At 37.4% G+C, this 24625-nt stretch carries 21 protein-coding genes; 7 read left to right on the forward strand and 14 right to left on the reverse strand.

The genetic code is table 11. The features are described 5' to 3' along the window. Positions 1-154: 154 nt before the first annotated feature. The 5 genes from B6A32_RS08115 to B6A32_RS08135 form a co-directional block, all read right to left on the reverse strand. Positions 155-1636: a sensor histidine kinase gene (locus B6A32_RS08115; RefSeq protein WP_085302795.1), complete on the reverse strand. Its 1482-nt coding sequence runs from the start codon at positions 1634-1636 to the stop codon at positions 155-157. Beyond that, entirely contained in the window at positions 1633-2358 is a 726-nt protein-coding gene (locus tag B6A32_RS08120) for a response regulator transcription factor (protein WP_085302797.1), read from the reverse strand. Before B6A32_RS08120 ends, B6A32_RS08115 begins: the two co-directional genes overlap by 4 nt. A gap of 272 nt (positions 2359-2630) precedes the next feature. Next, positions 2631-3473 (reverse strand): spondin domain-containing protein, encoded by an 843-nt coding sequence (locus B6A32_RS08125; protein ID WP_085302801.1) that lies wholly within the window; start codon positions 3471-3473, stop codon positions 2631-2633. Between the two features lie 17 nt (positions 3474-3490). Next, entirely contained in the window at positions 3491-4321 is an 831-nt protein-coding gene (locus B6A32_RS08130; RefSeq protein WP_085302803.1) for a spondin domain-containing protein, read from the reverse strand. Positions 4322-4436: 115 nt separating this feature from the next. Further along, positions 4437-5189, reverse strand: coding sequence for a hypothetical protein (locus B6A32_RS08135; RefSeq protein WP_085302805.1), 753 nt, complete (start codon positions 5187-5189; stop codon positions 4437-4439). 377 nt (positions 5190-5566) lie between these two features. Here B6A32_RS08135 and B6A32_RS08140 point away from each other — a divergent pair, with 377 nt between their 5' ends. Further along, positions 5567-5935: a hypothetical protein gene (locus tag B6A32_RS08140; protein WP_085302808.1), complete on the forward strand. Its 369-nt coding sequence runs from the start codon at positions 5567-5569 to the stop codon at positions 5933-5935. Positions 5936-6005: 70 nt separating this feature from the next. Here B6A32_RS08140 and ligA read toward each other — a convergent pair whose 3' ends face one another. The 3 genes from ligA to smc form a co-directional block, all read right to left on the reverse strand. Continuing rightward, entirely contained in the window at positions 6006-8081 is a 2076-nt protein-coding gene (ligA, locus tag B6A32_RS08145) for an NAD-dependent DNA ligase LigA (RefSeq protein ID WP_085302810.1), read from the reverse strand. Positions 8082-8177: 96 nt separating this feature from the next. Further along, the gene (gene zipA / locus B6A32_RS08150) at positions 8178-9353 is read right to left on the reverse strand and encodes a cell division protein ZipA (RefSeq protein ID WP_085302812.1); all 1176 of its coding nucleotides are present in this window, start codon (positions 9351-9353) and stop codon (positions 8178-8180) included. Positions 9354-9367: 14 nt separating this feature from the next. After that, positions 9368-12865: a chromosome segregation protein SMC gene (smc, locus tag B6A32_RS08155; RefSeq protein ID WP_085302814.1), complete on the reverse strand. Its 3498-nt coding sequence runs from the start codon at positions 12863-12865 to the stop codon at positions 9368-9370. 227 nt (positions 12866-13092) lie between these two features. Here smc and cysZ point away from each other — a divergent pair, with 227 nt between their 5' ends. Then, on the forward strand, positions 13093-13848 hold the full coding sequence (cysZ, locus tag B6A32_RS08160) for a sulfate transporter CysZ (RefSeq protein WP_085302816.1): 756 nt from the start codon (positions 13093-13095) through the stop codon (positions 13846-13848). Positions 13849-14092: 244 nt separating this feature from the next. Next, positions 14093-14476, forward strand: a complete 384-nt coding sequence (locus tag B6A32_RS08165) for a hypothetical protein (protein WP_085302818.1) — start codon at positions 14093-14095, stop codon at positions 14474-14476. Between the two features lie 195 nt (positions 14477-14671). Here the strand turns inward: B6A32_RS08165 and B6A32_RS08175 are convergent, their stop codons facing one another. Beyond that, positions 14672-16519, reverse strand: a complete 1848-nt coding sequence (locus B6A32_RS08175) for a M1 family metallopeptidase (RefSeq protein WP_408607666.1) — start codon at positions 16517-16519, stop codon at positions 14672-14674. A gap of 319 nt (positions 16520-16838) precedes the next feature. Then, positions 16839-17705 carry an OmpA family protein gene (locus tag B6A32_RS08180; protein ID WP_101685935.1) on the reverse strand — a complete coding sequence of 289 codons (867 nt, stop codon included), beginning with the start codon at positions 17703-17705 and terminating at the stop codon, positions 16839-16841. Between the two features lie 196 nt (positions 17706-17901). Here B6A32_RS08180 and rnt point away from each other — a divergent pair, with 196 nt between their 5' ends. Then, positions 17902-18600: a ribonuclease T gene (gene rnt / locus B6A32_RS08185; protein ID WP_085302827.1), complete on the forward strand. Its 699-nt coding sequence runs from the start codon at positions 17902-17904 to the stop codon at positions 18598-18600. A 30-nt stretch (positions 18601-18630) separates the two neighbouring features. On the opposite strand, the gene B6A32_RS08190 is transcribed toward rnt, so the two are convergent. The 3 genes from B6A32_RS08190 to B6A32_RS08200 all read right to left on the reverse strand — a co-directional run bounded on the left by B6A32_RS08190 (position 18631) and on the right by B6A32_RS08200 (position 20263). Beyond that, the gene (locus tag B6A32_RS08190) at positions 18631-19017 is read right to left on the reverse strand and encodes a hypothetical protein (RefSeq protein ID WP_085302828.1); all 387 of its coding nucleotides are present in this window, start codon (positions 19015-19017) and stop codon (positions 18631-18633) included. Between the two features lie 213 nt (positions 19018-19230). Then, the gene (locus B6A32_RS08195; protein WP_085302829.1) at positions 19231-19836 is read right to left on the reverse strand and encodes a peroxiredoxin; all 606 of its coding nucleotides are present in this window, start codon (positions 19834-19836) and stop codon (positions 19231-19233) included. Between the two features lie 85 nt (positions 19837-19921). Next, a complete protein-coding gene (locus B6A32_RS08200) occupies positions 19922-20263 on the reverse strand; it encodes a Grx4 family monothiol glutaredoxin (protein ID WP_085302830.1) in 342 nt (113 codons plus the stop codon). Between the two features lie 325 nt (positions 20264-20588). Here B6A32_RS08200 and sodB point away from each other — a divergent pair, with 325 nt between their 5' ends. Together sodB and B6A32_RS08210 are read left to right on the forward strand one after the other, a co-directional pair. Further along, positions 20589-21170, forward strand: a complete 582-nt coding sequence (sodB, locus tag B6A32_RS08205) for a superoxide dismutase [Fe] (RefSeq protein WP_085302831.1) — start codon at positions 20589-20591, stop codon at positions 21168-21170. 317 nt (positions 21171-21487) lie between these two features. After that, positions 21488-22174: a PEP-CTERM sorting domain-containing protein gene (locus B6A32_RS08210; protein ID WP_158088467.1), complete on the forward strand. Its 687-nt coding sequence runs from the start codon at positions 21488-21490 to the stop codon at positions 22172-22174. 499 nt (positions 22175-22673) lie between these two features. On the opposite strand, the gene fadR is transcribed toward B6A32_RS08210, so the two are convergent. After that, a complete protein-coding gene (fadR, locus tag B6A32_RS08215) occupies positions 22674-23384 on the reverse strand; it encodes a fatty acid metabolism transcriptional regulator FadR (RefSeq protein ID WP_085302833.1) in 711 nt (236 codons plus the stop codon). A 568-nt stretch (positions 23385-23952) separates the two neighbouring features. Between fadR and B6A32_RS08220 the strand changes: the two genes are divergently transcribed. Then, positions 23953-24621 carry a nitroreductase family protein gene (locus B6A32_RS08220; RefSeq protein WP_085302834.1) on the forward strand — a complete coding sequence of 223 codons (669 nt, stop codon included), beginning with the start codon at positions 23953-23955 and terminating at the stop codon, positions 24619-24621. Positions 24622-24625: the final 4 nt, after the last annotated feature.

A 24625-nucleotide genomic window follows, 5' to 3' on the forward strand; every position in this document is an offset into this window, starting at 1 on the left:
TTTAAAATAAATATCTTAATGACTTATTCTAAGGAATGAAAAATTAAATATCTATTTTTTATTAAAAATAAGCTGTTATGAAGATAATTAAGCGCTTTATCGTAGGGACATTGAGTTTGATTAAAACACAAATAGTTTAATCATTTGCTTTATTCTATGGGGATTCTCGTCGCAAATTAAACGAAAACTCTGTGCCCTCACCCAAAGTGCTTTTTACCTTGATATCAGATTTTAGTAACTCTAATAGCTTTTTAGTGATGGCTAAGCCTAAACCGGTATGTTTATTATTATCTTGTATAGCGTTACTGGCTCGATAACGAGTGTCGAATATATACGAAAGCTCTTCTGCTTTTATGCCTGTGCCATTATCTGAAATAATCAGCTTGCATTGCGTGTGGTTAATTTCTTCGATAATTAATACAATTTTGCCATTATTACGGGTATGACGAATAGCATTTTCTAATAAATTACTGATCACGCGTTCAAGCTTGGCAATGTCACTTCGAACTTGAGTATACGAACTGCTCGGCACTACAGAAATATCAATATTTTTAGCATGAGTCTGTAAGCTGAATTTAGCCATAATATCGTAAAGTAATTCAGCAAGGTTAAATGTTTCAAAGTTTAAAGTAACTTGCCCACCTTCAAGATGAGTCAGCTCAAATATTTGATCAATAAGTAACTTTAATTGCAGGGTATTTTTCAGCACGATATTAATGTACTTTTCTCTAGTTTGTGCGGTTATGGTCGTGTCTTTATCGGCTATCATTTCAATATAGCCTTGTAATGATGACAAAGGCGTTCGCAGATCATGAGAAATATCGGCCAATAACGCTCTTCGGTGAACATCGCTTTGTTGTAATTGAGTAAATTGCTCGTTTATTTGATTCACCATTTCTTCAAAAGCTACTCCGAGCTGATGTACTTCATTACTGCTGTTGGGCATCCATGATGTTAAAGCTAACGCTGACTTGTCAAAGCCTGCATTTTTTAATAACTGCATATCATGGTTAAGACGACGAAGTGGTCGAGTAAAATAATAAAAAATCCCTAACATGACAATAAAAAGAAATACCAAAGCGCCGACTAACATTACCATGGAAAGCTCTGCTTGCCGGTCTGAATCGACACGGTTATACGCAGTCTCATAACGTTCGCCAGTAACAATGACATATAAGTAGCCGATTAACTCACTACCACTAAAAACTGGGGCTGCTGAAAATATTTTTTTACGACTTTTATGCTGAGGATCGTCGCCATAAATAGGCAAACTTATTTGGTTTTGTGTTAACTGAATTAAGGGGGTTAAATCAATACGGTCGCGCTTAATTAATGATGGCGTAATAGAATGCGTTAAAATAACCCCGTTAGGATCAACAAAATAAAACTCAAATGCAGGTCCTAATACCATTAAGGTATGAAAAAGGTTTTTTAGGGCTTGGTGATCATATGCGCCTTCTTGTAACAGAGGATTATCGCGGGCTAAATTAGCAGCTAGCGAAAGATGTAAATTTTGTTCAGATTCATAACGTGTTTTTTGCTCTAAATGTTCTGCCCAAACAAAAAATACACTAATGATGACAATAAAAACCACTAAAAGTGATAACGAAAGTCGGTGGTAAAGTGATAGTCTCACGCGGCAACGCCTTGGCGGCAAAGTTTATATCCTACACCCCAAACAGTTTGCACAATGGCCGGTTTAGTGGCGTTAGTTTCTACTTTATTACGTAGTCTATTAATGTGCGAATTTACTGTATGCTCGTAACCACTATGGTGATAGCCCCATACTGAACTTAACAGCTGCTCACGAGTAAACACTTGATCAGGATGAGAAGCTAAATATAAAAGTAAATCAAATTCAGTTGAGGTCAGTTCAATACTATTCCCCTTGAGCGTAACTAAATGTGACATGCAGTCTATTTTAAGTGTGCCTAAGGTTACATATTGTTCTGGTGATTGCTGCTCAACTTGTTGTTGGCTAATTTTTGATAACAAATGCACCCGACGTAATTGGCTGCGTACTCTTGCTTGTAGCTCCCTAACACTAAAAGGTTTAGTCATATAATCGTCAGCACCTAGCTCAAGGCCAAGTACACGATCAATTTCACTGTTTCTTGAAGTTACCATTAAAATAACCTGTTCGGGTTTTTGTTCGCGAAGTTGTCGGCAAACATCTAAACCAGATTTGCCAGGCAACATTACATCAAGCATGACTAAATCGTAGGAGTTCTTTGCCAGTTGCTCTAATGCTTGCTCACCTGTTAGGCAATGCTCAACCGTTAAGCCTATTTCTTGCAAATTTAAGGTTATTAAATCAGCAATATCTTGTTCGTCTTCAACGACCAAAATAGTATCCATGTTCTGCTCCGTTATTATATTTTTAATAAGAACTTGGCACAGATTAGATCTACTTTAATGGTAAGAAAAAGAACATTAATTTCGTGTATAGACTTTAAGCTTACAAATAGAAAAATTCGATATATTTCTGCGCCCTGTTTATAAGAACATGTCAGCGCAGAAATACTTTCGTCGTTTTACTAATAAAGCGAGATAAATTAGCTTACTTACAATTGCATCCATAAATAACCATTGAAACAATGTAGTAAACCTTATTGATATCCCACTAGTTTTTAACGCGTTCGTGTTACAACTATTCGCGCTGTCGGGTTATCCCAGCGGTCAGCTTCGGTGAGTATTGAGCTACTTAACCCTTCTTTACTCGCATCAGTTGCGTTTTCATTAGTAACAACGCCTTGATGAAAGTGCACAAGGTCAAAAAGATCGTCACGCACTGCACTAAAACCTGCACTTGCACCGCCACCACCTGCCGCTCCTGCTGCTGGTCCTGGTATAGTATCAGCGGTTTCAGTATTTGCCTCGGTGCCAGCATCCCAACTAGGTGCCATAAAACTGATTGACTGACCAACGTCCATATTACTGATGTCAGCGGCATTTAAGCCGGTAAAGGCGTCGTTCGTGTTAACTAACATAGTGGTTAAGCTAAGGCGCAAATCGTCAACATCTAAAAGCGGCACTAAAAGAGTTGTAGCACCTCCAATAGATTTAGGTGGCGTAGCACCATCGGTGGTTACTGCATCTAAATATTGTGTGGCAGCTAAAGCTTCCGACATAACTCCAGATGGGTCTCCTGCTTCTGCTAGTTGCTCTAAACCTAAGCTCGCGCTTTCACCATCGATAAAAGTGTTAAAGCCAGGTTCATGTAATACAATTGCTGCAGGTGAAAATGGCTGAGCATAAGTTAAGTTGGTCAGTTGCACAGTGAAAACAGCAAGATTGCCATTTATACCGTCACTACCATTTGTGCCATCAACACCGTCAGTACCATTCGTACCATTTACACCTGCAACTCCTGCTGGACCTGTCGCGCCGTTATCGCCATCATCGCCACCACAGCCAGTAGCTAAAACTGCAACTAAAGGCAGTAAAGCTAACGTTAATTTGTTCATATTCATGATCTATACTCCCTAAATTAAGATGCTGGGATGGTAATGGTTACGCGCGCAACTGGGTTTAACCAACGATGTTCTGTTGATATTAAATCACTAGCGCCGTCAGTAAGGCTAGTGTCGCCTAAAATATTTCGATGAATATGAACTGGACCATCGGTACCATCAACCACTTCATTTGCACCAATGGCTGTACCGTCTTGTGCAAAGCCAACTTTAACTGCAACGCCTGTTCCACCAACCCCTAATGGCACTGGAGATGCACCAGCACCGGCTACACCTGGCGCACCGTAACCACCAAGAGGTGTGCCACCTTGCTCAACAATATCAGTACGCATGCTGTTTAATTCATCATTTAATTCTGTGCCTGCATCATATGCATGGAGCATGTAGGTATAAGTTCCTGGCTCTGTTGGAATTTTTACGCTATCTAAACCAACAAAAGCATCGTTTGTCGGGATCAACATAGATAAGATAGAGAGGTAAGGCTTATCCATGGTGTCAAATGGATAGCTTAACGATGATGATGGCGGTACTAAACCACCAAAACGGTGCCAAGTGTTGCTTGTGTTATCAGTATCAACAGGGCCTAAAAGCGCTTCAAAATTTTGTCCTGAAGAATCTGGATTTTGAGCATCGTCGATTACACCCGCTTCCGCTAACCATGCTAAAGCTGAAGACGCTTCAACACCGGGTTCAAAAGCATCAACTGAATTGTCATGCGCTATTACTAAGCGTGGTGTAAAGTGTTGCGCATGAGTTAGATTTGTTATTTCAATTTGAATAGTTTGCGCCATTAGCGCTGAGCTTGAGCAAGCTAATGCAATTGCTGCTGCGGTTTTAATAAGTTTCATAAGTTTCCCTTGTTGACTAAATGATTTCACATTCAGTATGCAAAGAAAACATTGCTAAACTTTCACAGAGTTATCACAAATGTATCACAATTATATAAATTAAAAGTAATGAAATTTATTTGTGAATTAGCGTGTCTCGACCTTTGCTTACGCCAAAAACATCTTCAGGATAAAAGCCTAAAGTTACATGAAAGTCTTTATTTTTTAACAATAAACCTTGGCGAATAAACTGTCCGTCAGGCGAAGAAGCAACAACGAAATATGCTTTTTTATCTTCCTTTTCAACCTTTCCTAACCCCTGTAACACAACACGAAACTGATTTGGCATTTCAAAATTTTCTTTGTCAATGGTTTGATATTCATAAGGGTTTACTAGTGTTACGTGAAAAGTTTGGTGATCACGAGCAGCTTGATGTTGGCGAAAAATGCTAAATTGCGACTCGCCTAGATCTGTTTTCATTTGCGCTAAATATGCGTCGAGATCGGCTGCAGAAACCTTGCCCCCTAAGTAGACTAAACCACTATTATCTTTAAGCTCACTGATCTCTAAATTCAATGTTTTATCTGCGTTTAATGGACTTTGTTCCGCTGCGTTTTCAGACTGGGCTAATGCTCTAGCTAAGGGGGTATTTTTTTCTTTTGTTGCCATTGGTGACATTGGTTTAGATAGCACTTCTAAATTAATATTTTTAACCTTAGTTTTAATGTCGTTAACTTCAGCAGAGTGTAACAATGTTTTGTCTGTTGATGTTAAAGCGGCTTTGCCTTGTTGAACGCTAACAGCTTCAACTGCATTTATTGCAATACTTGTAACAGTTAACGTAGCACTGAGGCTAAAAATACCGATAAGTTTTAAATTAATGTTCATTCTATTACCTAGATTCATGATGCATGCAAATTGATGCGTTTAAGATGATACTGTTAAGATCAAATATTCAAATTAATATTTAACCTGAACTTTGGATAATGAGTGCTGCTTATCAAGAGTTCAGGTTATTTACGACTTTAAGATTGGTCGCCCGTATGTCAAAAATTACCTTAACGACTAAACAAAAGCTAAATTTTTATTCTCTGGTATCATACTAACACTGACATTTCATCGCGTTAATAGATATACTAGATTTTGTTAATGTTTATCAATATTACAAAACTACATTTGTCGTTTGACAATGTGTTTTATCTCGCTTGTTGACAATTTTGGTTTTCTTTCTTTAAAAATATCCAGCAGGAGCTGCTTTTTATTTAATGCTTTCTTCTATCAGTCCAGAACTTTTTAATTATATTGCTATTACATTTGGTCGATTTAAATGGCAGCTTTTAGCTTGGAGTTGTTTTTTCTTTGTATTATTTATTGGCTTACAGTCACAAATTCAGTTAAAAACACCGAGTGTTTTAGTTTGGATTGCGATTCTAATTTTATTTATTGCCATTGAAAGCTTAGTGGTAGCGGCATTTATGTTTTTCTTTGGGGTACTGCCATCAACCCGAGAAGAAAATATTGCTTGGTTTAAGTTTTATCGAACCATTGAATGGTGTGAAACAATACTATTTACAGTTTTATTACCCTTGCCAATAATATTGTTTCTTTATGCATTTATTCGGTTAGCTATATAACAGCTTGGCTAGTTTATTACTTAACACTTAACTGTTTAGTTTAACTTAGCTTAGTTTAACTTAGCTTAGTTTAGCCGAGTAGTGCAATCATCTCATCTTCCGTTAACACGCTCACCCCAAGGTCTTGCGCTTTTACTAGTTTAGAACCTGCTTTTTCACCCGCAACTAAATAATTTGTTTTTGCAGAAACGCTACCCGACACCTTAGCGCCTAAGGCTTGCAAAGCAGCTTTAGCTTCATTACGACCCATTTTACTTAAGGTGCCCGTTAACACAAATGTCTGATCTTTTAACGGTAACTCGTCATCACTTTTACGTTCTATATCTGGCCAAGACATAATACCTTCAAGCTCTTTAACTACTTCAACATTATGCTCTTCAGCAAAAAAGTTAACGATGTTTTTTGCGACTATAACACCAACGTCAGGCACTTGTTGTAATTGCTCTGCGCTTGCAGATTTTATCGCCGCAAAATTTAAAAAGTATTGCGCTAAGTTTGCCGCCGTTGTTTCTCCTACTTCTCTAATGCCTAATGCGTAGATAAACTTTGCTAAGGTTGTTGCTCTAGCGGCGTCTAGACCTTTAATTAAATTAGTCGCAGATTTTTGCCCCATGCGCTCCATGGTACTTACATCAAGTTCGGTTAATTTAAATAAGTCTGCTGGCGTTTTAATCAAACCTTCATCGACTAACTGCTCGACCAATTTATCACCTAAACCATCAACATCTAAAGCTTTACGTGAAGCAAAATGTTTTATCGCTTCTTTGCGTTGTGCCTGACAATACAAACCGCCAGTGCATCGTAAAACCGCTTCGCCTTCGGCTTTTAATACTGCCGATTGGCATACCGGGCATTCGCTTGGAAAAACAATAACGGCTGCATTTTCAGGGCGTCGTTCAATAACCACACTAACAATTTGCGGTATAACGTCACCCGCTCTGCGAATAATTACCGTGTCGTTTATTTGAATACCTAAGCGGTCGATTTCATCTTGATTATGTAACGTGGCATTACTCACCGTAACACCGCCAACAAATATTGGCTTTAAGCGTGCAACTGGCGTTATTGCGCCGGTTCTGCCAACTTGAAAATCTACAGATTCGAGAATGGTTAATTCTTCTTGAGCTGGAAATTTATAAGCGGTAGCCCAACGTGGTGCTCGTGCTACAAAACCAAGCTTTTCTTGCAGTGCAATGTCATCTACTTTAAATACAGTACCGTCGATTTCATAACTTAAGCTTTCACGTTGCTGGAGAATATCTTGATAAAATGCCTCTACCTCTTTGGCATTTTTTAACAAGCGAACTTCAGGACACATAGGTAAACCTAACGCTTTAATTTGACATAAACGCTGGTAATGAGAGCTAGCAAGCCAGCTTTCATCAATACTTGCCACGGCATTTTCTGCTAAATCATCAGTCTTAGGCATAGCGCCAACAAAACCAATACCGTAGGCATAAAACGCTAGGTTTCGCTTAGCAGTAATTTTAGAATCTAACTGTCGTAAACTTCCTGCGGCAGCATTTCTTGGGTTAGCAAATGCTTTATCGCCCTTTTTAATCGCTTGTTTATTTAGTGCTTCAAAGCTCGCTTTAGGCATAAAAACCTCACCACGAACTTCTAACACATCAGGGAAACTCTGCCCTTGCAAACGCAATGGGATCGATTTTATGGTACGAACATTTTCGGTAATATTTTCACCAACCATGCCATCACCGCGTGTTGCCGCTTGCACAAAAACACCTTTTTCATAGCGTATACTTACTGCTAAACCATCAAGCTTTGGCTCGGCACAAATCGCAAAATCGAGCGTTGACTTAACACCACCACGAGTTAATCGATCGCCTAAACGTTTAACAAATGCCAGCCATTCTTGTTCAGAAAACACATTATCTAACGACAACATAGGCAATTGATGAGTTACTTGACTAAATGATTTTAGCGCTACGCCACCAACCTTTTGGCTAGGGGAATCAATAGTTTTTAATTCAGGGTGCTGTGTTTCTAAAGTGATTAACTCACGCATTAATCGATCATACTCTGCATCAGGTACACTGGGTTCATCAAGCACGTAATATTGGTGGTTATAGTGACTGATTAACTGACAAATTTCGGTAATTCGATTAATAACGGTTTGTTCAGACATAAGGTTTATTTACTTTGAAGGTGAGTAATTTACCGTCAACAGTGTTGATTTATGTGTTTAAACACATTGTTGACGGTAGGTTTAACGAGTTTAAGATTACAATAAACCGATTCGACTTTTGCGTTCAAATTCGCGAATTAGGCCAATATAATGTTGCTCTGTTTGTTTTGTCATTACACTGCGTTTGTGATCAAGTAATTGGCCACGAAACTCTACAGCTAACTGTTTTGCTGCATTTAACATTTGCTCAAACACTTCAAACGCATCACCAGGATTAGGTAAGGTCATAAAGAGTGTAATACCTTGGGTACTAAAATTCTCTATATCGTCTAAATTAAAGGTTCCAGGGTTCATCATATTGGCTAAGCTAAAGGTTACTTTACCATTGCCGGCATTGTCTTGATGACGATGAAAAATGTTCATCTCACCGTATTTCATGCCTAAAGTCAGTAATGATGGCAATAACGCAGCACCCGACATGGTGCGCCCTTCTGGCATAACCACTGAAAGTACGATAACTTGCGGCTCTTGCACTACAGGTGCAGCTTTTTTATTTTCATTGGTCGCTGACATGCTCGGCATATCGGTTACAGTCTCGTCTTCAAAGTTAATTTCCATTTGATTACGTTTAACAACTGGTTTACGCACACTTTGTTTGCGAGCAACTGGCTTATTAGTCAATATTTCTGGCTTTGCTTGAGTAACAGGTTGTTGATATACCGGCTCAGAATAAACGGGCTTTTTAACGATAACTTCTTCAATAGCTTCTTCAGTAATCTCGTCAGTAACGTTTTCAGTAACTTCTTCGATCTCTTGTAGGTTAGGTGACGTTTCGGGGAATAAGTCTTCTTCGTAATTTGGCGCGTCTGATAATGCTTGTTGTTTTAAATGCTCAGGCACAGCTTCGGTATTATTGAGTAACTCGCCAAAGTTATCGGTTTGAACAGGTGCTTTTTCTTCAAAACTTTGAGGAGGTATATCCAAAGGCATAGGTTCATCGCTATGAAAATCTGCGCGACCTTCAAGCTGGTGAGATTTTACTGAAGCACCATTTTTTAAAGTATTAGCACCAACAACTTTGGGTTTACTAACCCCGTCTTGATCAAAGCCCGAGCCGTCAAACCCACGGGTTTCGTGCACTATCGGTTCTGCCTTAGCTTTTAATTTATAAGGATTCTTTTGCTTTCTGATAGTCCAGTAACCATGAATGAAAATTGCTGCTATTACGATAGCACTGATAATAATTAATGTATTTCTGAAGTTATCTTCCATTACTTAACCTATTCTTATACTTCTGCCATGGCGATTGCTTCGTCAATATCAACCGCTACCATACGTGAAACACCTGGTTCAAACATGGTAACTCCGGTTAAATGTGACGCCATCTCCATAGCTATTTTATTATGGCTTATATATATAAATTGCACTGTTTGCGACATTTCTCGCACTAGATTACAAAAACGACTGACATTTGCATCATCTAAAGGTGCATCCACTTCATCAAGTAAACAAAATGGAGCTGGATTCAACCGAAAAATCGCGAACACCAATGATAATGCGGTCAGCGCTTTTTCTCCACCAGATAATAGATGAATTGTGCTATTTTTTTTCCCTGGTGGTCTAGCCATGATGGTAACCCCTGTTTCCAGTAGGTCTTCACCTGTTAGCGCTAAATATGCTTGACCACCACCAAAGACCTTAGGAAATAGCACCTGCAGGTCTTTATTAACCTGATCAAAGGTTAGTTTAAATTTATGACGACTTTCTTTATCTATTTTAGCAATAGCCGCTTCTAATGTCGTAATGGCATTATTAAGGTCTTGATCTTGTTGGTCAAGATAACTTTTACGCTCAAATTGTGTTTCATACTCTTCAATAGCAGCTAAATTTATTGCTCCTAACAGTTGAATATCTTTAGCTAACTTAATTAAGTGTGCTTGCCAAATAGATTCTTTCGCGTTTTCTGGCATTGCTTGGATCACACTTTCAATATTTTGCTTTAATTCAGCTAGAACTTCTAATGCGCTCTCTGCCCGTAATTTAAAGCCCTCACTATCGAGTTTTAAACGCGCCAGTTGTTCATTGAGATTACTAATTTTATTTTGGCTAGTCTTTTGCTGTATTTCTAGCTCAGCCAAACGTGTTTGACTATCATTCAAGGTTTTTTGATTAAATTGCAGCTTTTCATTTATCGCAGTTAAGTTATCTAACCATTGTGGTAATTGCTGCTCAAACTGTTGAATGGGTTGGCTATTATCAGTAAAAACTTTGCTATTGCTGGTTAATCTTTGAGTGAGTAAATTAACGTTTTCTTGATTTGAACGAATACTTTGTTCACGCTGTAAGCGCTGACTTTTCAGCTGCTCAACCACTAAGCTCATCTGATGCCTACTTTGGTGTAACGTTTGGCTTCGATCTTGTATAGCCTCTATGCTTTGTTGCAACAGTGTTTGTTGCTCTGAAAAGCCGTCAACATTATGTTCTGTTTCATCAAACCTTTGCGTTAACTGTTCTTGAAATTCAAGTAGTTTCTGTTTCGCGGCTACTTCTCTTTTACAAAGCGCGGCTAATTCTTCTGTTAATTTATGTTGCTGCTGCTGTTGTTGCTGTTGTGCCTGAGCGTTAAGTGAAATTGTATTTTCAATTTCATTTAACTTCACCTGATGTTCTTCAACACTTTCAACATTAACGCTTTTTTCATTGATTAGTGAAGCTAATTGCTCTGCCGTTATATTTTGTTGTTGCTCGATATCTGCTTGGCTTTGAAGTAGTTTTTCTAGTGCCTTTTGCTCAATTGCCAGTTGACGTTGCAAACTAATAAAATCATAACCTTGTTCAAGCTTTCCTTTGGTTAACCTATAATGGTGTAACCAGGTACCGTCTGGACAAATGATACTTTCATGGCTCGCCAAAGTTGATAATTTTTGTTTGGCTTCAAGGTAATTATCCGCAAGAAAAATACCATTGAAGTAACCCGTTAATACCTTAACACCATTAACTTTACTGGCTAAAGTATTTGCTTTTATCGCTACTTCTTTATGCCCAGCGCTTTGCTCAATCTTTTGATAAACAAAAGATAAATTATTTACACTTAAATTACCTTCGCCATCAGCGTCAGGTAAGGTATTTATTACGTGCCCTGCTAACCAGTGAGACAAAACAACTTCAGTGGCTTTTTCCCAGCCATTCTCAACAGTTAACTGATTTTGCAATGAAACAACATCGGCCATATTTTGCTTAGTCAGCCATAAAGCCTGTTTTTCACTCCAAGGTGACTTGTCAGATAGTTTAAGCTGTAAGTCGGCAATTTTTTCATGGTTAACGGTATATTGAGCTGAAGCGACAGCAAATTGTTGATTAAGCTGACTAGCGGTTGTTTGCAACTTAGCTTCTTTCTCGGTTAACTCACTTTGCTTATTTCTAAGCGCTGTTAAGGCAGCGAAAACGTTTTTCTTTTGTTTTTGTAACGGATGTACTTCGTTGTTATCAACTTCAGGCTGTAAGTCTATTTGCTCACGTAATTGAATTATTTGTTGCTCTACATGCTCAATAATCGTTTCTTGTTGGGTAATATTCGCGTGCAGTGTTATTTTTTGCTCTTGGCTTTCATTATGCTTTTTCTGTTGTTGTTGCCACAAGCTTTGTAAATCTTTTTGCTGTGCTTGTTGCTGTGCTAATTCTTTTTGGCAAGCAGTTAAAGCCGTTTCTATTTTTTGTAACTCCGGCTGTTGTTCATTCAATTGCGTATTACATAATTGCAGCTGCGTTTGTTCGGCCAAAATTAATTGCTGTGCATTGACCAATTGTTGTTGAGTTAACTCGTTATCATTTTGAGTTTTTTCTGATTGCTCTTTTAAGTATTTAACTTGCTGCTCTGCACGAGCTATATCTTGGGTTAGATTTAGCTTTTGTTGATGTAATGTTTGATTGTTGTCATTTGATGAATTTATTGTCGTTTTTAGTTCGATGATCAAAACATCATTCTGACTTTGCTCAGCATTTTGGCTAGCCACTGAGTTTTCGAGTGAAACTATGCGTGTTTGATGCTGTTCGCGTTGTTGATCAAACTTTTGCCAGCGTAAAACTGCTAGCTCAGCTTTATATTTACGTTCTTGTTGTTTTAGCGTACGAAAGCGTTTGGCCGCTTGTGCTTGCTGATGCAACTTATCAATTTGCACATCCAGCTCAAGTCGAATGTCATTAAGTCGTGCTAAGTTCTCGCGAGTATGACGAATTCGAGTTTCTGTTTCTTTACGGCGTTCTTTATATTTAGAAATGCCAGCCGCTTCTTCAATAAATATACGTAACTCTTGAGGTTTAGACTCTATTAAGCGTGAAATAGTACCCTGCTCAATAATAGCATAACTGCGAGGCCCTAAACCCGTGCCTAAAAATATATCGGTAATATCACGACGTCGACACTTAGTACCATTTAAAAAGTAAGTATTGACACTTTCACGGTTAACCAATCGACGCACTGAGACTTCTGTACGATCAGCCATATTACCTTGTATGCGACCTTGTGTGTTATCAAACACAAGTTCAACACTGGCTTGGCCAATGGGTTTTCTGCTAGCGGCACCATTAAAAATAACATCGGTCATGGCTTCGCCACGCAAATTTTTTGCTGAGCTTTCGCCTAAAACCCAACGCACGGCGTCAATAATATTTGATTTTCCGCAACCATTTGGCCCAACAATGGCTGTCATTTGTTGTTCAAAGGGGACTTTGGTGGGATCGACAAAGGATTTAAAACCTGCCAATTTTATATGCTTGAGTCGCATTAAATCGAAAAACCTAATCAAAGTATCTAAAGGTTAAAGCTTTATAAATCACTTAAGAAACATTCAAAAAGCATTTATAAACCAATAGAATTAATATTAAACATCAGTAACTGCCGCCACTGTAACAGAGATTGATGTATTTTGTAACATCACAATACTGTTCATATCATGATAAGGATCCTATAATCGTGCTATGAATATCAACTAGTTAGGTTAATAAAACAACAATGAACAATAATAGCAAACCTCATTTAGCAAACGGTGGAGCCGGATACTTTATCAAAGGCTTTGAATTGATCCGTACGCCGGGGATTCGTCGCTTTGTATTTATCCCTTTATCGGTAAATTTAGTGCTGTTTAGCTATGCATTTTACTATATGTTTTTACAGCTAGAAGGTTACATGTTGACCCTAGAAGATTGGCTTGGTGACTCGTTTGCTTGGCTCAGTAACTTTATTTGGCCATTAGCAATACTGTTTATTTTAGTGGTGTTTTCATTTATTTTCAGCTCTGTAGCGAATTGGTTAGCAGCCCCTTTTAACGGTTTGCTTTCAGAAAAAATTGAAGCTTTATTAACCGATAAACCATTACACGATGGTAGCGCCTTTGATGTGGTAAAAGATATTCCAAGAACACTAAGCCGTGAAGTAAGTAAACTAGGCTATTACTTACCCCGAGCTGCTGGTTTCTTTTTACTTTATTGGATTTTACCGGTTGTGGGCCAAATACTTTGGTTTCTATTTCTTGCTTGGATGATGGCCGTACAATATAAAGATTATCCCTTTGATAATCACAAAATTAGCTTTACTCGAATGCGCCAAGCATTGAAAAAACGCCAAGGGTTAAGTTACAGCTTTGGCATAACCACTGCCGTTTTCTCAATGATCCCAATAGTCAACTTAGTGGTTATGCCTGTCGCAATTTGTGGCGCTACCGCGCTGTGGGTCGATCATTACCGCGATGAATTTGTTGACCGTGCATAGTAAATCAAATAATAATCAGTACCTTAGTAACTTTTGAACAATAAGTTTACGTACTATACGAATTTTGTTGCTTGTTTGATCGTACGGTTAAAATTAAACCACCATATAAACTCGCTATTTTTAGTAAAATTTGACAGTAAATTCAGCAAAGTGCACACTCAAGATACTATTAGTACTTTACATAGCACGCTTAAGAACTGTGCTTAAAATTTAAATAACACCGAAAACTTAAAAGGAACTGGTGATGCCAGCATTGCGTTTTATGCCAAAAAGTTTAATTTTATCTCCTGCTTTACTTCTACTTATGATGAGTTTTAGCAGTAGCGCTCAGACCACGAGTACAGTTGATAAAATGATGGATAAAGTTAATATTCCTGTTATCGAGGATGCACGTGTATTTGCTAAGTTTGACGACAAAATGCCTGCGGTGATTAATTACTTTACCGCTTATTCAGAAGATAGCGTGATAGATTTTTACAATAAAAGTTACGGCGAACCTGAAGATCGCGAACGAAAGCGCGGACGTTTAACGTTGAATTATCGACAAGGGAAGCAGCAAATACGTGTTGTTATTTCACCGCAAAATAAAATGCGACAAGTTGATGTTATTGTTGATAAGCAACCTTAAGTTCTTCACTTAAATTTCTTATTGTTTTACCGATATAAAAAAACATCGCTATTTGCGATGTTTTTTTTGAGCTAAATGTTTTAGCGGTTATAACTAAAACTAACCGATAAAACAGAAACTGAACCAACTTAACCTTACCTAATACAATATAAGCCAAGCTAAATACCTTAGGCCGATTAAGCGGTTCAAACTAATTTACTTTAATAAAATAGCATCTACTGTGCCTTGGGCTAGTGGATGGTAACCAGGTCGCGCTTTTTCATAAACGGCTTGAGCCCAGGCTTTGCCTTTCGCAGATGTAGCAAGTTCTTTATACAAAGGAACAATTAATTTACGACGCCCTATCGACTCTAAATATTTGCCCATAGCCGGGTAAACAGCGTCATAACCAGAACGTAATGCCAGTAAATACCATGCATGAGCAACTTCTGCGTTTGTACTGTTAGTTAAATTAAATGCTGCATCTAAACTCTTCATACGTTCATTTGAAATGTTTAACGGTAAGTTATTTACAAAATGCAGCCATTCATGCAAGGTCCATTTTTTGGTTGGAATTTGCGCTAACTCAAGTTGGTCGTTAGTCCATTTTGAAATAATATTATCAATTTTTACAAAAGCATTTGAGCGTGGCTTAGGCGTGTAAGCAGGTAAACCTTGCTCGTAAATCCACTCATTAAGCTCGGTATCGCTAACAATGTTAGGGAATTTATGGGTTAAATTCTCTTTTAAATAAATAACAAAATTCTTTGTACCTAAACTTTGAAATGCATGATCATCAAAATATTGCATGATAAAAGTATCAAATTTATCGCGGCCAAATTTTTCCTCTAAATACACTAAAAATAACTGCCCTTTAGTATAAGGTACACCAGAGAAAGCATCATCAGGATCACGTCCTTCTAGATCAATATACAGTTGAGTATCACCTGGCGCTAACTCTGCAATTTCATAACTTAAGTTTTGTGCATCTAAAGCGCGTTCCATTAGTGCTCTGTCAGCGCCAAATACTGCTTCCATAATACGGTTTTCAACATAGCTGGTAAAACCTTCGTTTAACCAAAGATCACGCCAGCTTTCGTTCGTTACTAGGTTACCTGACCAAGAGTGAGCTAATTCATGGGCAATCAAGTTAACTAAGCTTTTATCACCAGCAACAACGGTTGGGGTAATGAATGATAAGCGAGGATTTTCCATACCACCAAAAGGAAAACTAGGCGGTAGTATTAAAAGATCATAACGGCCCCAACGATAAGCACCAAAAAGCTTTTCAGTTTCATCAATCATCACTTGCGTATCGTCAAATTCAGCCACAGCTCTATCTAAAATATAGTGCTCAGCATAAATACCTGTTTGCTTACTCATGGCTTTAAATTCTAAATCGCCCACGGCGATAGCAATTAAGTAAGCAGGAATAGCTTGTGGCATAGCAAACGAATAATCGCCATCTCGCGCTGTATCGGGTGTGTTATCAGCACTCATTACCGCCAGTAAATCATCACTGGTAGTTATGCGAGCGTTGTAGGTCATGCGCACACTTGGTGTATCTTGCACAGGTATCCAAGAGCGGGCATGAATAGCTTGGCTTTGACTAAACATAAATGGCTTGTTTTTACCGGCCGTTTGCTCAGGCGACAACCACTGTAAGCCAGAGGCTTGTGGTAGCGAGTTATAATACACTCTAATTGTTGGAGTTTTAAATGTGGTTGCTATGGTCAGTTTAGAGCCCATTACATCGTCACGCTTAGCCAGTTTGTAAGATAACTTTACCCACTGGTCATTCGAATTTTTAGCCATTACACGATGGATTTCAAGATCGCGTGTATCTAGAATTACATCAACAGCATCATCATTTAGCCAATTCAGGCTTAATTCAGCAAAACCTTTTAAAGATTTTTTATCAAAATCAACATCAAGATCCAAATAAAGATGGCTGATTTTAACTTGATCATAATTAGCATAAGTTAATGCGTCGCTAACTTCTGCGTTAGCTGATTGAAGCCATGAGAGCTGTACAATACAACTTAAAATGGCTAAAAGACGAATAGAGAATTTCATAGAATGTATCCAAAACAAAAGAGGCCTGTAGATTACAGTGAATCTACAGGCCTCTTCAAGTGCTAATTATACCAATTGATATAAACAATCGATCATTCTAAAGCGGTTTAAATATCCAGTATCTACGTTGCTTTCAATCCCAATAGCCTGCTATTGCTCGACAATATGCTCCTGCATTGCTCTAATGACCTACATCCATGTAAGAATCAATCAAGCGCCTTGCTACTGAAAATTTATCCTCGTTTAAAATTGATCGATTCATTAAATCAATTGGTATTACAGCAATTTAGCATGTTAAGCTAATTGTTTATGGTTGTTCCATACGAATAACAACTCGTCGGTTTTTACTGCGACCAATAACGGTTTCATTAGAAGCTATATGACGCTTTTCACCATAACCATTGGCTTCAATTCTACTGGCATCGATACCACTACTGACAATAAGATCACGTACTTTATTTGCACGACGTTCTGACATTTTAAGGTTGGTATTTCGACCACCGTAACTATCAGAGTAACCATCAATTAATACCAGTTCTAGCTGTGAATCTAACGTTAAATATTCAACAATCATATTCATGCGTTTTTGCGATGCTTTAGTTAACTTGTCTGAGCCAAATTGATAATTGAGCACGGTATATGAGATATCGTCAAAGCTAAAGTCTAATAAGTTACTTACACAACTGACGAACGCTTGATACGCTTTTTGAAAGCGGGCCGTTGATAAACCCACGGTGATTTTTTCGTTATCGCTATACCAGTCATTATAATAAAATGTTGGACTCATGCCTTGATCGAGCTCATTAAGCATATTCCAGGCAATTTTTTTTGGTAAACCAGGAGAAAACTGTTTATGTAGTTTCATGTCTGCAAGCATTCTACCTGCAACACCTGGTCGCCAGTTAGGGGCTTCTGAACGAACTTCAGCTAATGAATAGCTGTCTGGTAAGCGCATCATTTCCAATTCAAATTCCATATTCATTTTTCGACTTGCCGAGCTATAGAACTTGGCTTCACCATAACGAGGAATTTGATGTGACAGCGTACATTGCAGCCGAGAATCATCAGTTAATTGCCATGAAGAATTTTCGATATCTGCACTATACTGCCTTATACCGGCATTAGTCTGAGATATAAATATTGATAATGTAATTAGCGTTATAATTTTTTTCATAAAATTAATTTTCATGTCAATTAATGTGGATTTAATAGCGACATCTTTACTATCGACAAAATCAAGAATAACTTTAACAGTTTATTCATAAATACCCAAAATTAAATATCACTGTTCTCATCTTCAATGATGCCTTAAGTGATTATTTCTGCGATAATCCCCTACAATATTTATAATAACTATTACCAATGATTTTATGTCTGATAATTCTACAGCAATAAATAAAAATGCTGAAAAAACACTCTTTGCTCAACGCTTTCGAGGCTACTTCCCGGTAGTTATTGATGTAGAAACCGGAGGTTTTAATGCACAAACTGATGCTTTATTGGAAATTGCTGCAACAACATTAACGTTAGACGAAGTCAGCGGACAATTCAATTTAGATGAAACGATACATTTTAATGTTGACCCATTTGAAGGTGCAAACCTTGAACAATCTGCATTAGAATTTACCGGTATCGACCCAACGAACCCACTTCGCGGCGCGGTAGATGAAAAAAAAGCAATAACTGACATATTTAAACTTGTACGTAAAAAAATGAAAGCCGTTGGTTGCCAGCGAGCGGTTATTGTAGCGCATAACGCGGCATTTGATTTGGGCTTTCTTAATGCAGCTACCGAACGTTGCTTAATTAAACGTTCACCGTTTCACCCTTTCGTCAGCTTTGATACCACTACGTTATCGGGCTTAGCCTTAGGGCAAACAGTTTTAGCAAAAGCCTGCATCGCAGCAAATATTGATTTTAATAATAATGAAGCACATTCAGCATTATATGATACCGAAAAAACTGCAGAGCTCTTTTGTTATATTGTTAATAAATGGCAGCAACTTGGTGGTTGGCCATTAATTGACGCTGATCAAACAGAAGAAAGCACTGCAGCCCAAGAAAGCTAAGAAAAATCATTCAACCTGGCAGTTTAATCATTAAAATAAAGACTTTGCTTTTCGACGATTGTTTACTCTGAAAAGCAAATTTTTTAACGCCAAAATCATCAAACAAAATGCAAAAAGCTGTAAACCAGGTAAGTTTGTTTTTAATATGATTATCATAGCAAAAGCAAAATATCCGTAAGGCAAATACTCGTATAGCCATTCAGGAAGCTTATATTTTGTGGAAGTGTTTTTCACCTCAGGTTTTCGTCGATCTAGTCGACGATACTCAGACCGAGTAACCAAAGTAATACTGCCTGCACAATAAAGTAAAGCTGCAGAGGTAATTGTTGGCCAAGTATCATAAAAAGCAAATAAATATCCGCAGGTTAAAAAATATACGTAGGGCACGTTTTCATAAATAATTTTAGGGTAATACATTAAGCATCCTTTTTTTGATATTAGCTTACCTTATGGACTAACCAAACATCCTAGCTAAGCAAGCTTCGTTCCTTCGAGCTCTATATATTACTTTAGCTGTAATATGCGACTTATACCAATTGATATAAACAACAATATTGCATAATTTAGTAATTTTCAGGCACAAAAAAACCGCTTAAAGCGGTTTTTTTATTACTAATATAAACTTTTAAATTAAAGTTTATCAGCGTTATCTGTAAGGTAAGCTGCAACGCCTTCTGTTGTTGCTGTCATGCCTTTGTCGCCTTTGTTCCAGCCAGCTGGACATACTTCACCGTGCTCTTGGTGAAATTGTAATGCATCAACCATACGGATCATTTCATCAACGTTACGGCCAAGCGGTAAATCGTTAACTACTTGATGACGCACGCTGCCTTCTTCGTCAATTAAGAATGAAGCACGAAATGCTACGCCAGCTTCTGGATGCTCAACATCGTATGCTTGACAAATCTCATGTTTAACATCAGCAACTAAAGTGTATTGAACTTGACCAATACCACCATCGTTTACTGCAGTGTTACGCCATGCGTTATGAGAAAATTGAGAATCGATAGAAACACCAATAACTTCAACACCACGGCTTTTGAATTCTTCCATACGGTGATCAAAAGCTAATAATTCTGAGGGACATACAAAAGTAAAATCAAGTGGGTAGAAAAATACTACGGCTTTTTTACCTTTAATTGCTTCTGCAAGATTAAAGCTATCAACGATTTCACCTGAACCTAAAACTGCTGCGGCTGTAAAATCTGGTGCTGGGCGACCGACTAATACACTCATTATATTCTCCAATTTTTAAAAATAAATTTAAGTTATTTAATGTTAACTCCACCTAGTATGGTGGCGTTAAGTGATAATTCAATAGTTATTCTGAACTTTCTGCAGAACTATTTTTCGCTGCAGATTCAGTGATCAAGGTTTGTAATTCACCTTGTTGGTACATTTCCATAATAATGTCACAACCACCAACAAGTTCACCATCAACCCAAAGCTGCGGAAATGTTGGCCAATCAGCATATTTAGGTAACTCTGCACGGATATCAGGATTTTGTAAGATATCAACATAGGCGAATTTTTCACCACACGCCATCAACACTTGAGAAGCCTGTGAAGAAAAGCCACAACTTGGTAACTTTGGTGACCCCTTCATGTAAAGGAGAATTGTGTTTTCACTGATCTGTTCTTTAATGCGGTCGATTGTTTCCATAATATCCTCAAAAATTAATACTTATACCTATTTAACCCAATAATAACACGTCACTTTGTTAATGTTATTTATTCAGTTAGGTATTATTGTGCCCAATATTTAAAGTAAAACTGACCAATATAAACAGAACAATAAATACTAAAGCAAAAAACTTATATATTAAAACGTAATAGCCTTGATAAAACCTATGGTAATACCTATATATTGGGTAGACTATATGAAGCTTTAATACCTGAGTAGTTTACTAGGTTTTAGAAAAAAACAAACTACTTCTTTATATTAGCATTAGAATAATTTTTTATAATCACATACTGGAGAGTATATAATGGCTATCGAATTACCAGCACTACCATATGCAATGGATGCACTTGCACCACATATTTCACAAGAAACTTTAGAGTTTCATTATGGTAAGCACCACAACACTTATGTTGTTAAGTTAAACGGTCTTATTGAAGGTACTGATTTTGAAGGTAAGTCTTTAGAAGATATCGTTAAAACATCTTCTGCTGGTGTTTTCAATAATGCCGCACAAATTTGGAACCATACGTTCTACTGGAACAGCTTAAGCCCTAACGGCGGCGGTGAACCAACAGGCGAATTAGCAACAGCTATTAACGCTAGCTTTGGTTCATTTGCTGAATTTAAAGCAAAGTTCACTGACAGTGCAATTAATAACTTTGGTTCAAGCTGGACTTGGTTAGTTAAAAATGCTGACGGTAGCCTTGCAATCGTTAACACTTCTAACGCTGCAACACCACTTACTGATGAAGGTGTAACACCGCTTATTACTGTAGATTTATGGGAACATGCTTACTACATTGATTACCGTAACCTTCGCCCTAGCTACATGGAAGGTTTCTGGGCATTAGCGAACTGGGATTTTGCCTCAGCAAACTACGCATAATCGCTAAAGAATTTTTATTTTTAGTATCTAAAGCCAGCATAATTGCTGGCTTTTTTTTAACTCAAATAATGTCATTCAAATGGCACTAGAAAACTCTAATCAAGTACAGTTTAGCTTTCTATTAAGTTATTCATATTTTTCTTAATAATGTCAGGATTATTTACACTTTAAATACAAACATAACTTGTCTGCTTTTTAACCTCTTTAAATACATACAGTTAAATTTTTGGTAAATTTCTTGCATTTTAAAAGGGATTTTCAACATAAAACTCAAGGTAAATATAATGGATATTAACAAGAAAAGAGGTTTTCGTTATGTGCTTGTTATAGTGGCATTTGCATTTTCAATATCGCAACAAGCATCTGCAGGCTTAATTTCAGTTGTAGCCGATGTTAATGCTAGTAACTCTAACAATTTTAGTTTCTATGATGCTATTCTGGGGTCAAGTCAAGATGTAGTATTTTCCAGAAGTATTTCACAACAAAGTTCAATTTTTAGTCATTACAATAGTATATCAGGGGTAACAGCTACGCAAAACTCATCAACGCTGACTTCTGCAATATTAAATACGATTGATTTGCTTGTTGTAACAAGTAATTTCAATAACCCCTTTAATTATTCTGTTAGTGAAATGTCTTCAATTGCCGGCTTCGTTACCGGGGGCGGATCTGTTCTAATGATCAGTGAGGCAACTAACATTACAAGTTTTAACACTTTTCTCTCTGGAATTGGCAGCTCGATTAGATACACAGGTGCTCGTGTCGGCGTTCAACAAAACAACATCGGTGCAGAGACAACCTCTCTAGGTTCACTTAACCCGTTCTCAGTTGATGCATACAACACGTTAAGTGGTGGTACTGCAGTTTACAATTCTAATTCAGGCACTGTGGTAGCATTTGAGTCCTTTAGAGAGCCAACTTCAGTAACGGAACCATCTACACTTGCTATTTTTGCATTAGCAGTAATAGGATTAGTTTCCCGTCGGTTCAAGACAACATCTTAATTTAAGTTTCTATAAAACTGAAAAAACATCAATTATTATGATTGGTGTTTTTTGTTTCAGGCCTTTGAAAAGTTCGTATATGCATTAATGATTATTAACTGTGCCCTCTCCCTAAAAGCCCTTCAATAAGGCTCACTAATTTAGTTATGTAATAAACCTGAATCTGGATAAGCAGTACTTGCTCAATCCTCCCTTTTAAGCCATTACCTGCGTTAAAACGTCGATAAATAGCCCACTATTCATCAACTTTTGCCTTGGAAATGGCATAAAATGAAGCATTGATGGTGTAAATTCGTGATGTTCACCTTACTATAGCATTTACTTTACCACCTAAGCTTTTGATTCACTTGAGTATCAAGCACTCATTATCCAGAGTTCAGGTTAATAAGTATTATTGATAATTAAAAATAATTTCATAGATAAAAAAAAGACAACTGATTAGCTTATTAAGCACAGTTGTCTTATTTGATCTTAAACATTATTCTTTAAGATAATTATATTATTCAGCGAGCTCTTTTAATACTTCTTCTTTTAACTCGTACCAAAGTTTACCGGATTCAACACCGTATTTTCTCACTGCAAAAACTGACTCATCAAATTGATTCGCTTGAGCTAATTCAATTAATTTTTTATAGTAAGTTCTAGTGATTTCTCGACCTCGAGGGTGAGCAAAATATAAACTACCTAGTCGAGAATACAAGCCTCTAAAACCATTTAAAATAAGTAAGTAAATAGAGTTACCTGATGCAACTACTAGCTCTTTATTGAGTTGATAATCGAACTCAGCGAAAGCTTCACCGGTATCTTCCACATCTTCAATAGCTGATAGTAACTCAATCGTTTTTTCGGGGTTATTTTTAATCGCACCACGAACATAAATAGCACTGATATTGGTTCTTGCAGATAATAAATTTTCGACTAAATCGGGAATACCTTCTTGATCTAGCTGTGCAAGAGTTTCAAGAATATTAAGACTAGAGGTTTCCCAAAAGTTATTCACTTTTGTTGGCTTACCGTGTTTAATCGTTAACCAACCATCACGAGCTAAGCGCTGTAATACTTCTCGTAAAGTCGTTCTAGTTACACCAATCAGTTCTGATAATTCACGTTCAGCGGGTAAAATAGTACCCGGTGGAAAACCACCATTCCAAATAGATTCAACAATATATTGTTCAGCAAATCCTGCAGGACTGTGCGCTTTTATAACCATGTGGCTCCACATTGCATAATAGGTGATTTAAATTAGAACTGATTGTACCAGAACAAATCATTGACACAAGCGCAATAAAATCAACTCGCTTTTCGCTAGCATCACTTATGTTGAGAATGCGTGGCAAGTTGTGATTATTTTAATATTTATAATTAACCTTTACATGACAAATAGCATGCTTAAAGTAAATTATTTAAACTACATTTACATTAATTTGGTTTGTTGGTTTATTTAAACTTAAAAAAGCTTTACAAGGTTATCCATAACCAACCCCAAATAAGCATAAAAACATTACAGCTTTACATATAATGCTCTATTGAATTTTTTAATTTAACCCTGTTTACGCTACACGTTTTTAGGCATGCCTAAATGAAGTTGTCGATAAGCTATACTTTCAGACATGATCATTGCTGCACTTATTAAGTAAGTAAAAATCTTCTGGCTTTATATGAAGTAACTCGCCTATGGCTGATCAAAAAAGTAATTAATTGTTACTTAGGCTTTGTTTTTAATAAAACGGCTCAACATAGTAAATATCGGCTAAATAAGCCACCTAACGGAGAACATCATGGCTCAACAGAACACAACTCATCCTATTATTAATGATCTAGAAAAACGTTATACTTCTAAGCGCTATACCACCAAGCGTATTTCTCAAGAGAACCTAGACGTGGTTTTTGAAGCAATGCGCCTTTCTCCTTCATCAATTAACTCGCAACCTTGGAAATTTATTGTTATTGAATCCGATGAAGCGAAAGAACGCATGCATAATACTTTTGCTAATAAATTTCAGTTTAATCAACCACACATTAAAACAGCGTCGCACGTTATTTTATTTGCTTACAACCCTAGATATACTCGTGATGATTACGCCAAAGTGATTGATGCCGATATTAAAAATGGTCGCACACAAGCAGAGAATCGTGAGCAGGCATTTGGCGCTTATGCCTTTGTTGACATGAACACAGATGAACAAGGCAATAATGCTACATGGACAAAAGCACAAACTTACATTGCTTTAGGGAATACCATGCATGCGGCAGCTCGTTTAGGGATTGATTCAACACCAATGGAAGGTGTAGATGCCGAACTTATTGGTGAAATTTTTGAAAAAGAATTAGACGGTTATATTTGCGACGTAGCATTAGTGCTTGGCTACCACGACGATTCTGAAGACTATAATGCTAAGTTACCTAAGTCTCGCTTAGCGAAAGAGCAAATAATTCAAGTTCTATAAACGC

It is taken from the genome of Colwellia polaris (genome assembly GCF_002104515.1).
GTDB classification, from domain to species: Bacteria; Pseudomonadota; Gammaproteobacteria; order Enterobacterales; family Alteromonadaceae; genus Cognaticolwellia; species Cognaticolwellia polaris.